The following is an 11210-nucleotide window of genomic DNA, read 5'->3' on the forward strand; positions in this document are numbered from 1 at the left end:
ACAACCCCTATTTCGAGCTGCTGCGGCACGACGTCACCTTCCCCCTCTACGTCGAGGTGGACGAAATCTACAACCTGGCCTGCCCCGCCTCGCCCATCCATTACCAGTTCGACCCGGTGCAGACCACCAAGACCAGCGTGCACGGCGCGATCAACATGCTCGGCCTGGCCAAGCGGGTCAAAGCCAAGATCTTCCAGGCCTCCACCAGCGAGGTCTACGGCGATCCCAGCATCCACCCCCAGACCGAGGACTACTGGGGCAACGTCAACCCCATCGGCCCCCGCTCCTGCTACGACGAAGGCAAGCGCTGCGCCGAAACCCTGTTCTTCGACTACCGCCGTCAGCACCACCTGCGCATCAAGGTCGCGCGCATCTTCAACACCTACGGCCCGCGCATGCACCCCAACGACGGCCGCGTGGTGTCCAACTTCATCGTTCAGGCGTTGCAGAACCGGCCGATCACACTCTACGGCGACGGCACCCAAACCCGCTCATTCTGCTATGCGGATGACCTCATCGAAGGCTTCATCCGCCTCATGGGCAGCCCGGATGACCTGACCGGCCCGATCAACCTCGGCAACCCAGGCCAGTTCACCATGATCGAGTTGGCTCAGGCCATCCTCGATCTCATCGGGTCACGCTCCCACCTGGTCTACGAGCCACTGCCCCAGGACGACCCCAAACAACGCCAGCCCAACATCACCCTTGCGAAAAAGCACCTCGATTGGGATCCAACAATCCCGCTTCGCGAAGGGCTCAAACCTACCATTGCCTACTTCGATGCCTTACTAAGCCGTCACTCCTTAATACTTAGATCCTGATACCTTGAACTGCGAAACCCTCATCATCGAACCCGGCCTAGCCGAGCGACACTACTGGCGCGATCTCTGGCGTTACCGCGAACTCTTCTATGTGCTCGCCTCGCGCGACATCTCAGTGCGCTACAAACAAACCATCATCGGCCTGGCCTGGGCGCTGATTAGGCCATTCCTCACCATGGTGGTATTCACAGTCGTCTTCGGAAAGCTCGCCAAGCTCCCCACCGAAGGCACCGCCCCCTATGCGCTGATGGTGTATGCCGGTCTATTGCCGTGGCAGTTTTTCTCCACCGCGCTGTCGGAGTCGTCGAACAGCTTGATCGGCAACGCCAACCTCATCAGCAAGGTGTACTTCCCCCGGCTCATCATGCCCACCGCGGCAGTCATGGTATCGTTCGTCGATTTTGTTATCAGTTTCGCCATTCTTCTCGGGTTGATGCTCTGGTACCAATATCTGCCTGGCTGGCAGATATTCACCCTGCCGCTCTTCGTCATCATGTCATTCCTCGCCAGCTTGGGGCCGGGGCTCTGGATTACATCGCTCAACGTCAAATACCGTGATTTTCGCTATATCATCCCCTTCATCGTACAGATGGGGCTCTATGTGTCACCGGTGGGCTTCAGCTCCACCGCAATCCCTGAGCAGTGGCGCCTGCTCTACTCCATCAACCCCGTGGTCGGCGTCATCGACGGCTTCCGGTGGGCCATCCTGGGGGGCGACGACGTTGTCATCTACTGGCCAGGCTTCTTGCTGAGCTGGGGGCTGATCGCGTTTTTCCTGTGGCTGGGTATCCGGCAGTTCCGCAAAATGGAGAAAAGTTTCGCCGATTTGATTTGAGCCTCAAGTCCAACTATTCATCGCTAACCAAGAAATAGTTGCCGAATACTCTACAACCTCGCCCTCATCACGCTCCTAATACTTGATTCCTTACGCTTTCATGTCCGATATCGCCATCTCCGTCGAAAACCTAAGCAAGTCCTATGTGGTGGGCCATAATGCTGCCAAGACTGAGCGCTACACAGCGCTACGCGATGTCTTGGCCCTTAACGTCCGTAATCTGGCGCGCAAGACGAGTGATATGATCCATGGTCGCGCCATCGTGCAAGGTGACGAATTCGAGGAATTCTGGGCATTGCAGGATGTGTCGTTTCAGGTCAAGTGCGGTGACGTTGTCGGCATCATCGGCCGTAATGGGGCGGGTAAGTCGACCATACTCAAAATCTTGAGCCGTATCACAGAACCAACCAAAGGACGCATCGTGATCAATGGACGCGTTTCCAGCCTGCTGGAAGTTGGTACAGGTTTTCACCCGGAATTGACCGGCCGCGAGAATATTTTTCTAAATGGCGCAATTCTGGGCATGTCCCGATCCGAAATCCGACGTAAATTCGATGAGATCGTAGCATTTGCTGAAGTCGATCGATTTCTGGATACCCCTGTCAAACGCTTCAGCAGCGGGATGTACGTGCGTCTGGCCTTTGCCGTTGCAGCCCATTTGGAGCCGGAGATCCTGTTGGTCGATGAAGTGCTTGCCGTCGGGGACAGCGAATTTCAGAAGAAATGTCTGGGTAAAATGAATGAGATTTCCACGGAAGGACGAACCGTGTTTTTTGTCAGTCACAATATGGGAATGATTACCTCTCTCTGCAAGACCGCGTTGCTTCTTGAAAAAGGAGCTATCATTCATCGTGGCGCGGCAACCGAAACAGTCACTTTTTATTACACAGGGGGCAATCATTCACCTCATGTCGCGGATTTCACCCAGGGTCCGCGCAAACTCGGCGATGATTTGGCGACATTGCTTGAAGCGAGTGTAGAAGACACTGAAGGCAAGCCCGTTTCAGAGGTCGACATCCGTGTGCCCTTTAGAATCCGGATGCGCTACGAGTTACACACCCAAACCGCACAACCACCGTATCCGAATTTCCATTTTTTTTCAGAAGGCGGCCAACCGGCATTTGTGGCGAACAGCACCTGTAATCCGCAAGCAGTTGCGGCTCCAGGGATTTATGACGCGTTTTGCGATATACCGGGGCGCTTACTCAATAACGGGTGCTACTTTATTGGACTGGCCCTGACTTTTGCTCATCAAGGCATCCGTGTCAGCTTTTATGAACGCGCGGCCTTGTCGGTGAGTATTGTGGACCCGATCGAAGAGACGCTATACGATATGCGCAGCGGATATAGTGGCGCAATACCTGGCGTCGTCAGACCACAACTGCACTGGACAATAAATAGGGTTTCATGAAAGCCGTCATCCTCGCCGGTGGCCTCGGAACCCGCATCTCCGAGGAAACCCACCTCAAGCCCAAGCCCATGATCGAGATCGGCGGCAAGCCGATCCTCTGGCACATCATGAAACTCTATTCCGCCCATGGCGTGAATGAGTTCGTCATCTGCTGCGGCTACAAGGGCTATCTCATCAAGGAATATTTTGCCAATTACTTCCTGCACATGTCCGATGTCACCTTCGACATGGCCAATAACCAGATGCAGGTGCATCAACACAAGGCCGAGCCCTGGATGGTCACCCTCGTCGATACCGGCGAGGACACCCTGACCGGCGGCCGGCTCAAGCGGGTCAGCGATTACATCCGTGACGAAGACGCCTTTTGCTTCACCTATGGCGACGGCCTGAGCGACGTCGACATCACCGCGCTCATCGCCTTTCATCAAGCCCATGGCAAGCTGGCTACCATCACCGCCGTCCAGCCGCCTGGCCGCTACGGTGCCATTGAGCGGTCCGCCAACCAGGTTATCGGCTTCACTGAAAAGCCCCGTGGTGACGGCGGCCTGATCAACGGCGGGTTTTTTGTACTGTCACCCAAGTGCCTCGATTTGATCGACGGCGACGAGACCAGTTGGGAGGGCAAGCCCCTGGACCAACTCGCCCGTATGGGAGAAATGATGGCCTTTGAGCATCAAGGCTTCTGGCAGCCGATGGACACCCTGCGCGACAAGAACCAACTCGAAGAGCTTTGGGAGACCGGAAAAGCACCCTGGAAGCACTGGTCGTGAACCCGTCCAATCCGGACCCAGACTTCTGGTGCGGCAAGCGTGTCTTGCTCACCGGACACACCGGCTTCAAAGGCGGTTGGCTCGCGCTCTGGCTGAGTCAGTTGGGTGCGCGGGTTGTCGGCATCGCCCTGCCGCCGCTCACAACGCCGAACCTCTGTACCCTGGCCGGGATTTCGTCACTGATCGACAGCCACACAATCGACATCCGCGATGCACCTGCGCTCGCCGCCTGCGTCGCCGCCGCCGATCCCGAAATCGTCCTTCATCTCGCCGCCCAGGCACTGGTCCGCGCCGGCTACCGCGACCCCCTCGGCACCTTCTCGACCAATGTCCAGGGCACCGCCAACCTGTTGGACGCGTTGCGCCCATTGCGCCATCTCCGCGTCGCCGTCGCCATCACCACGGACAAGGTCTACCGCAACCTGGAGCACCCCTTACCCTACCGCGAGAGCGACGCCCTCGGCGGCCACGACCCCTACAGCGCCAGCAAGGCCGCCGCCGAGTTGGTCATCGACTGCTATCGCGACGCCTTTCTGAAAGGGCAGGGGGTTGCCGTCGCCTCCGCCCGTGCCGGCAACGTCATCGGCGGCGGCGACTGGTCCGAGGACCGCCTGATCCCGGACGCCATCCGTGCCTGGAGCGCGGATCAGCCCTTGGCCATCCGGCGCCCGCAGTCCACCCGCCCCTGGCAGCACGTACTCGAGCCTCTGGCCGCCTACCTGCGCCTCGCGGAGCGGCTCTGGCATCAGCCCAGCCTGGCGGGTGCCTACAACTTCGGTCCCCACACCCATGAGGGCGCGACTGTCCGCGAGGTGATCGAACTCGCCCAATGCGCCTACGGGAGCGGCACCGTCCTCTGGGGCGACGGCACCGAAGGCCCGCACGAGGCCGGCTGGCTCGCCCTGGAGACCGCCAAGTCACGGACCCAGCTCGGCGTCAACCCGCGCTGGACCTTGGAGCAATCCGTTACGCACACCCTGAACTGGTATCGCCGCCAGGCCGACGGCGAGCCCGCCCGCGACCTGTGCGCGTCCGACATTGCCGCCTTCACCGCCACCGCATGAACCGCTTCACCTTCACCGCAACACCCTTACAAGGGCTCATGCTGATCCAACGCCACCCCATCGGCGACCAGCGCGGTTACCTGGAGCGGCTCTTCTGCAGCGACGAACTTGCCGCGCTACTTGCCGGTAGAGCCGTCGCCCAGATCAACCACACCCTGACCGCCAAGCAGGGCACGGTCCGGGGCCTGCACTTTCAGCATCCACCCCACGCGGAGACCAAACTCGTCACCTGCCTCAAGGGTGAGGTCTTTGATGTCGCCGTCGATCTGCGCCGGGGCTCGCCGACCTTCCTGCACTGGCATGGCGAGCGCCTGAGCGCAGACAACCACCGGACCCTGGTCGTCCCAGAAGGCTTCGCCCACGGTTTCCAAGCCCTCACGGACGACTGCGAGCTGCTCTACCTGCACACCACCGCCTACCGTGCAGACGCCGAGGCCGCCCTCAATGCCCTCGACCCGCGACTCACCATCGACTGGCCGCTGCCGATCATCGAGCGCTCCGCCCGCGATCAGGCCCATCCATGGTTGGATGACGGATTTCTGGGGCTCGACAGTTGATAGGCTTAGGCAGTTTATACGTAGAGGAGCGTCCCAGTGCAAAGCACGATTGAAATCGAATGCCCACAGGAAATCCTGCTCGGACTTCAGATGAACACGCGTCAATTCGCTGCTCTGGTCAAGGAAGAGGCCGCCTTGGCATTATTCCGGGAAGGCCGCTTATCTTCCGGTATGGCGGCGAGCTGGCTGGGTATCCCCCGTGTCCTTTTTCTGCTCAAAGCCATGCGGGTGGGCGGCGCAAGCTTGCTGGAAGATACAGAAGAAGATTTTCGCCGAGAGACATCATTACTCTGATGGTCTTCTGCAACACCACGCCCTTTATCGCGCTGTCCAGCATTCACCAGCTCCACCTGCTTGAACGGGTATGTGGCCGGATCTACGTTGCGCAATCCGTGATCGAAGAGTGTGCCGAGGGTGGCCCAATCCTAGTGCCAGATTTACGGACCCTCAACTGGGTTACGCCTCTCCCCGATGAAGAAGAATCGTCATTACCGATTTTGTTTGAGCTGGATCGCGGTGAAAAGCAGACGCTTGCGCTAGCCAGAAAATATCCTGATAGTACGGTGATTATCGACGAAAGATTGGCCAGGAGTGTGGCTGAGTACCTGGGGATCAAAGTGACCGGCACCTTGGGCGTGCTGGTAAAGGCCAAAGCCTTGGGCCTGATTTCATCTTTTCAGGACGCTGCGCTAGCCATGCAAGGGCAGGGGCTTTTTTACAGCACGGGTTTGATCACCCGTCTTGCTAACCAGCTGGGGGAAGGTCAAGCATGAACTGTCGCCACTGCCAAACCCCGCTGCACCACGTCTTCCTGGACCTCGGCTTCGCCCCCCCGTCCAACGCCTATCTGACGGAGGTGGACCTGTGCCGGCCAGAGCTGTATTACCCACTCAAACTCTATGTCTGCGAGCACTGCTGGCTGGTCCAGACCGCCGACTACGCCCGCGCCGACGAACTGTTCCGCGCCGACTACGCCTATTTCTCCTCCACCTCGTCGACCTGGCTGGCCCACGCCGCCCACTACGCCGACATGATCCGCGCCCGGCTCGACCTTGGCGCTGCCAGCCTGGTCATCGAAGTCGCCTCCAACGACGGCTACCTGCTGCGCAACTTCCTCAAAGCCGGCATCCCCTGTCTCGGCATCGAGCCCACCGCCGACACCGCCGCCGCGGCCGAGTCGCAAGGCATTCCGGTGCTGCGTGAGTTCTTTGGTGCCGCGTTGGGCCGTCAGTTGGCGGGGCAGGGCCGCCAGGCCGATCTGATCATCGGCAACAACGTCTACGCCCATGTGCCAGACATCAACGACTTCACCGCCGGGCTCAAGGCCATGCTCAAGCCCGGTGGCACCATCACGCTGGAGTTCCCGCACCTGCTGCGGCTGATTGCCGAAACCCAATTCGATACCGTATACCACGAGCACTTCTCTTATCTCTCGCTCCACACGGTCCAACGCCTGTTCGCCGCCCAGGGCCTGCGCGTCTGCGATGTCGAACAACTGCCTACCCATGGCGGCAGCCTGCGGGTCTATGGCGTGCATTGCGACGATCCGCGTACCGAGACCCCGGCCGTCCGCCGGGTGCTTGCCGACGAGGCCAGCGCTGGCCTACGCGATCTGCCGGTCTACCTGGGCTTCCAGCCCCGCGCCGACCGTCTCAAAGACGACCTGCTGGCCTACCTGATCGAGCAAAAACGCGCCGGCCGCACCGTCGCCGCTTATGGCGCAGCCGCCAAGGGCAACACCCTGCTCAACTATGCCGGGGTCAAGCCAGACCTGCTGCCCTTCGTCTGCGACGCCGCACCCTCCAAACAGGGTAAGTATCTGCCCGCTAGCCACATCCCGATCCTTCCGCCCGCGGTATTGACCGAGCGGCGGCCGGACGATTTGCTGATCCTGCCGTGGAACATCGCCGACGAGGTGCGCGACCAACTCAGCGACTTGTCGGCGCAAGGGACGCGCTTTGTGACTGCGGTGCCGCAGTTGCGCATCTGTTGATGCAGACTCAAATGCCATGATCCTGCTCACCGGTGCCGGCGGCTTCGTGGGCCGACAGGTGATGCGGTACCTCGCCGAACAGGGTCATCCCCTGCGGCTCGTTCTGCGCTCTGGTTCGCCCGCGTCAGCGCAGTTGAGCCAAGGTGCCGAGGTTATCGAAACGCCGGATCTGTTCCAGGAAGGCAGCGAATGGTGGCTCGCTGCATTGACCGGGGTCGATACCGTCGTGCACTTGGCCTGGTACACCGAGCCGGGCAAGTATCTCCAATCGGAGCTAAATCTTGAGTGTCTGAGCGGCACGATCGAGTTGGCTCGGGCCAGCATTCAGGCCGGTGTGCGACGTGTTGTCGGTATCGGCACCTGCGCCGAGTATGACTTGGCGCAGGGCATGTTGCAGACCGATACTCCGCTCAATCCTCAGACACTCTACGCCGCTTGTAAGGCGTCGGTGTTTCAGGTGCTCTGTCAACTGCTCCCGACCGCTGGGGTTGAGTATGCCTGGTGCCGGCTGTTCTATCTCTATGGCGAAGGCGAAGATCCGCGCCGCCTGGTCCCCTATCTACGGCGACAACTCAGTGCCGGCGAGCCAGCGGAGTTGACCAGCGGCAACCAGATCAGGGACTTTCTCGATGTCCGCGAGGCCGGGGCTATGATCGCTAAGGCCGCGCTTGCGGAGCGTCAGGGCCCCATCAATATCTGCTCGGGTATCCCGATCAGCGTCCGCCAGTTGGCCGAACGGATCGCGGACGAGTATGGACATCGCGACCTGCTCCGCTTTGGCGCGCGACTCGATAATCTATTCGATCCCCCCTGCGTGGTTGGCGTGCGATAGGGCTCCGAAGCGTGACAAACACTCGACTTCAGCGTCTGCTCTACGAGTCGGATGCCTTCCCGATCTTTCAGAACCGCATGTACCCGACGGCGGTGGAAGCCAGAAACTGCCCCAAGGGTGATATCCGGGTGGTGGAGGATCTGGAATCCGGTCTGATCTACAACGCGGCTTTTCGCCCCGAGTGGATGCAGTACGATGCCCATTACCAAAACGAGCAAGCCGTCAGCCCAATATTTCGTAACCACTTGGAAGAGGTGGCCGCGATCGTTGATCTGACGCTGGGCCGAACCAGGATCGTCGAGATCGGGTGCGGCAAAGCGTATTTTTTGGAACTGCTTCTTACGAAAGGTTTCGATGTGACCGGCTTCGATCCGACCTATGAAGGCAATAGCCCACGGGTCGTCAAGCAATACTTCAAACAAGGTCACGGCATCCGCGCCGACGGTCTGGTATTGCGGCACGTTTTGGAGCATATTCAAGATCCAGTCGCCTTCCTGCTGGCGCTGAAAGAGGCCAATGGCGGTGGCGGAAAGATCTACATCGAAGTGCCAAGCTTCGACTGGATCTGCGACCACCGTGCCTGGTTTGATATTTTCTACGAACACGTCAACTATTTTCGCCTATCTGATTTCCCGCGGATGTTTGCAAGCATCGACACATGCGGTGCCCTGTTTGGTGACCAGTACCTTTACGTTGTCGCGGACCTCGCCAGCCTTCGCACCCCGGTGTTTGATCCAACTGACGCAGTAGGCTTCCGAACTGACTTTACGCGGCGTCTGATCCCCAGAGTCCAGAGTCCAGAGTCCAGAGTCCAGAGTCCAGAGTCCGAACGGCCATTTGGGGCGGAGCATCGAAGGGGGTGATTTTCGCGTTGCTATGCGAACGCAACGGCGCATCTGTAACCGTCGTCATCGATGTCAATCCTGCCAAGCAGGGTCACTATTTGCCGGGCACTGGCTTGCGCGTCCAATCGCCGGCTGAAGCACTGCCAGCGTTGCCCGTCGGCAGCACAATATTTGTCATGAATTCAAATTATCTTTCCGAGATCAAACAAATGTCCAACAACGCCTATCATTATGTCGGTGTCGATCATGACTGATTTCGAGCGGGACGTTCTCGACCGCCTTGCCGCAAATGGCCGAGATGCAGAACTGGTCGCCGCCGGGGCCGCCTTTATACGTGCATCGACGCAACCGCAATATTCCTATAACTATTTCTGGCTCGGACGCCCGATTATTCAATACCCACAAGACATGGTGGCGATGCAGGAACTGATCTGGCAGATCAAGCCTGACCTCATCATCGAAACCGGCATCGCCCACGGCGGCTCGCTCATCTTCAGCGCCTCCATGCTCGCAATGCTCGACTACTGCGATGCGGTCGAACAAGGCACCGTGCTCGACCCCGCCGCCCCACGCCGCCGCGTGCTCGGCCTCGACATCGACATCCGCGCCCATAACCGTCTCGCTATCGAAGCCCATCCCATGGCCCATCGCATCGACATGATCCAGGGCTCCTCGATCGATCCGGAGATCATCCAGCGTGTTCAAGTCATCGCGCGGGACTTCCAACGGGTGCTGGTCTGCCTCGACTCAAACCACACCCACGCGCATGTCCTCGCCGAGCTCAACGCCTACGCCCCGCTGGTCACCCTCGGCAGCTACTGCGTCGTCTTCGACACCATCATCGAAGACCTGCCCGCCGACATGTTCCCCGACCGCCCCTGGGGACCCGGCGACAACCCCAAGACCGCTGTCCACGAGTATCTCAAGACCCACCAGGAGTTCAAAATCGACCGGAACATCCAGCACAAACTCCTAATTACCGTGGCGCCAGATGGATATTTGAAGCGCGTGGCATGAGTGAAAGTTCCCCCAAGTACAGTATACGATAAGCCCGCGAATTGACATGCGGCGGTATGCAGAAATAGTCGCCTTTTCCGGATGATGCACCGGTATCGAGCAACCTGCGTAACAACAAGGAAACGATTCGATGGTTAGTTTGCATGCGAGCTTCCGGCTCTACTCCTCATTGCTTGCGCAATGCCAGGCTCAGACAGAATAGATCTCAGCAATAATGCGGATTTGACTTGGGGCACACTGAAACCAGCAATGACAAAAGATCCTGAACTAGTCCAAATCTGTCTCCCAACATACAACGGAGCGGCACATCTGGCCGAAGCACTCGACTCACTGCTAGCGCAGACGCACCAAAACATCGAAATCACAATTATGGATAACGCCTCCACGGATGAGACGCCAGCAATAGCGCGACATTATGAAGGCAAAGACGCGCGCATACGATACTTTCGCGCCCAGGAGTTTGTCTGCGCGACTGATAACTGGAACCGCGCCTTTCGGAAACTAGATTCACAGCGCTCCCGGTTTTTCATGTGGGCGAGCGACGATGACCTTTGGTCTCAGAATTACATAGAAAAGCTGCTTGGCCCACTGAGAAGCGATGAAGGGCTAGCGCTGAGTTACTCATGGTTTGATTCAATAGAAAGCAATGGCCATTTGAGCGTAGTCAGCGGGTATCGATCAATTTTTCCGATAGGCAGCGCTTTCAAACGAGTGCGCTCTCTCATAAGAACCGGCCAATATTGCGCAATTTATGGAATCACAAGGTTCTCCGCCATCTCTTGGGAACCCTGCCTAGCCGATGTAACATTTGGCGCCGATCTATGGTATATGATACAACTCTGTGACGCCGGACGTTTTGAAATTACTAAGGAGCCATTGTTTTTTAAGCGCGCTGGCGGCATATCGGCTACTAATGATGATCCGTCTGCGTCGCGTGATCCTCGAGTTGTTTGGAATATCGGAAAAGCGGACTGGACTGCGATTTCCAAATTACATTTCAACGTTCTAACGAAATTATATATATACAATAGATTAAGAATAAGCGCGAAACTTCTTTACCCACAA

The 11210-nt window shown here is 58.4% G+C and carries 14 protein-coding genes; all 14 read left to right on the top strand.

Annotated elements, in window-relative coordinates:
* A partial coding sequence (locus QZY48_RS19705; protein WP_295434368.1) for a UDP-glucuronic acid decarboxylase family protein occupies positions 1 to 821 on the top strand: 821 nt, incomplete at its 5' end.
* A 4-nt stretch (positions 822 to 825) separates the two neighbouring features.
* A complete protein-coding gene (locus QZY48_RS19710) occupies positions 826 to 1656 on the top strand; it encodes an ABC transporter permease (RefSeq protein WP_295434371.1) in 831 nt (276 codons plus the stop codon).
* 100 nt (positions 1657 to 1756) lie between these two features.
* Positions 1757 to 3067 carry an ABC transporter ATP-binding protein gene (locus QZY48_RS19715; protein ID WP_295434373.1) on the top strand — a complete coding sequence of 437 codons (1311 nt, stop codon included), beginning with the start codon at positions 1757 to 1759 and terminating at the stop codon, positions 3065 to 3067.
* Entirely contained in the window at positions 3064 to 3837 is a 774-nt protein-coding gene (rfbF, locus tag QZY48_RS19720; protein ID WP_295434375.1) for a glucose-1-phosphate cytidylyltransferase, read from the top strand. The genes QZY48_RS19715 and rfbF overlap by 4 nt, the downstream gene beginning before the upstream one ends.
* Entirely contained in the window at positions 3834 to 4901 is a 1068-nt protein-coding gene (gene rfbG / locus QZY48_RS19725) for a CDP-glucose 4,6-dehydratase (RefSeq protein ID WP_295434377.1), read from the top strand. The genes rfbF and rfbG overlap by 4 nt, the downstream gene beginning before the upstream one ends.
* A complete protein-coding gene (locus tag QZY48_RS19730) occupies positions 4898 to 5458 on the top strand; it encodes a dTDP-4-dehydrorhamnose 3,5-epimerase family protein (protein ID WP_295434379.1) in 561 nt (186 codons plus the stop codon). The genes rfbG and QZY48_RS19730 overlap by 4 nt, the downstream gene beginning before the upstream one ends.
* Before the next feature lie 36 nt (positions 5459 to 5494).
* The gene (locus QZY48_RS19735; RefSeq protein WP_295434381.1) at positions 5495 to 5752 is read left to right on the top strand and encodes a UPF0175 family protein; all 258 of its coding nucleotides are present in this window, start codon (positions 5495 to 5497) and stop codon (positions 5750 to 5752) included.
* Positions 5752 to 6231 (top strand): DUF3368 domain-containing protein, encoded by a 480-nt coding sequence (locus tag QZY48_RS19740; RefSeq protein WP_295434383.1) that lies wholly within the window; start codon positions 5752 to 5754, stop codon positions 6229 to 6231. The genes QZY48_RS19735 and QZY48_RS19740 overlap by 1 nt, the downstream gene beginning before the upstream one ends.
* On the top strand, positions 6228 to 7451 hold the full coding sequence (locus QZY48_RS19745; protein WP_295434385.1) for a class I SAM-dependent methyltransferase: 1224 nt from the start codon (positions 6228 to 6230) through the stop codon (positions 7449 to 7451). Before QZY48_RS19740 ends, QZY48_RS19745 begins: the two co-directional genes overlap by 4 nt.
* A gap of 16 nt (positions 7452 to 7467) precedes the next feature.
* Positions 7468 to 8283: an NAD(P)-dependent oxidoreductase gene (locus QZY48_RS19750; protein WP_295434387.1), complete on the top strand. Its 816-nt coding sequence runs from the start codon at positions 7468 to 7470 to the stop codon at positions 8281 to 8283.
* A gap of 11 nt (positions 8284 to 8294) precedes the next feature.
* Positions 8295 to 9146 carry a class I SAM-dependent methyltransferase gene (locus QZY48_RS19755; protein WP_295434389.1) on the top strand — a complete coding sequence of 284 codons (852 nt, stop codon included), beginning with the start codon at positions 8295 to 8297 and terminating at the stop codon, positions 9144 to 9146.
* Positions 9143 to 9382: a hypothetical protein gene (locus QZY48_RS19760; protein ID WP_295434390.1), complete on the top strand. Its 240-nt coding sequence runs from the start codon at positions 9143 to 9145 to the stop codon at positions 9380 to 9382. The genes QZY48_RS19755 and QZY48_RS19760 overlap by 4 nt, the downstream gene beginning before the upstream one ends.
* Positions 9375 to 10145 carry a cephalosporin hydroxylase family protein gene (locus tag QZY48_RS19765; protein WP_295434392.1) on the top strand — a complete coding sequence of 257 codons (771 nt, stop codon included), beginning with the start codon at positions 9375 to 9377 and terminating at the stop codon, positions 10143 to 10145. Before QZY48_RS19760 ends, QZY48_RS19765 begins: the two co-directional genes overlap by 8 nt.
* Positions 10146 to 10394: 249 nt before the next feature.
* A partial coding sequence (locus QZY48_RS19770) for a glycosyltransferase family 2 protein (RefSeq protein WP_295434394.1) occupies positions 10395 to 11210 on the top strand: 816 nt, incomplete at its 3' end.

The organism is uncultured Thiodictyon sp., from assembly GCF_903828115.1.
In the GTDB taxonomy this organism is placed as follows: Bacteria; Pseudomonadota; Gammaproteobacteria; order Chromatiales; family Chromatiaceae; genus Thiodictyon.

Coding starts and splice junctions, on each gene's coding strand:
- QZY48_RS19715 (WP_295434373.1), top strand. CDS start 1,757: ATGTCCGATATCGCCATCTCCGTCGAAAACCTAAGCAAGTCCTATGTG.
- rfbF (WP_295434375.1), top strand. CDS start 3,064: ATGAAAGCCGTCATCCTCGCCGGTGGCCTCGGAACCCGCATCTCCGAG.
- QZY48_RS19730 (WP_295434379.1), top strand. CDS start 4,898: ATGAACCGCTTCACCTTCACCGCAACACCCTTACAAGGGCTCATGCTG.
- QZY48_RS19740 (WP_295434383.1), top strand. CDS start 5,752: ATGGTCTTCTGCAACACCACGCCCTTTATCGCGCTGTCCAGCATTCAC.
- QZY48_RS19745 (WP_295434385.1), top strand. CDS start 6,228: ATGAACTGTCGCCACTGCCAAACCCCGCTGCACCACGTCTTCCTGGAC.
- QZY48_RS19750 (WP_295434387.1), top strand. CDS start 7,468: ATGATCCTGCTCACCGGTGCCGGCGGCTTCGTGGGCCGACAGGTGATG.
- QZY48_RS19765 (WP_295434392.1), top strand. CDS start 9,375: ATGACTGATTTCGAGCGGGACGTTCTCGACCGCCTTGCCGCAAATGGC.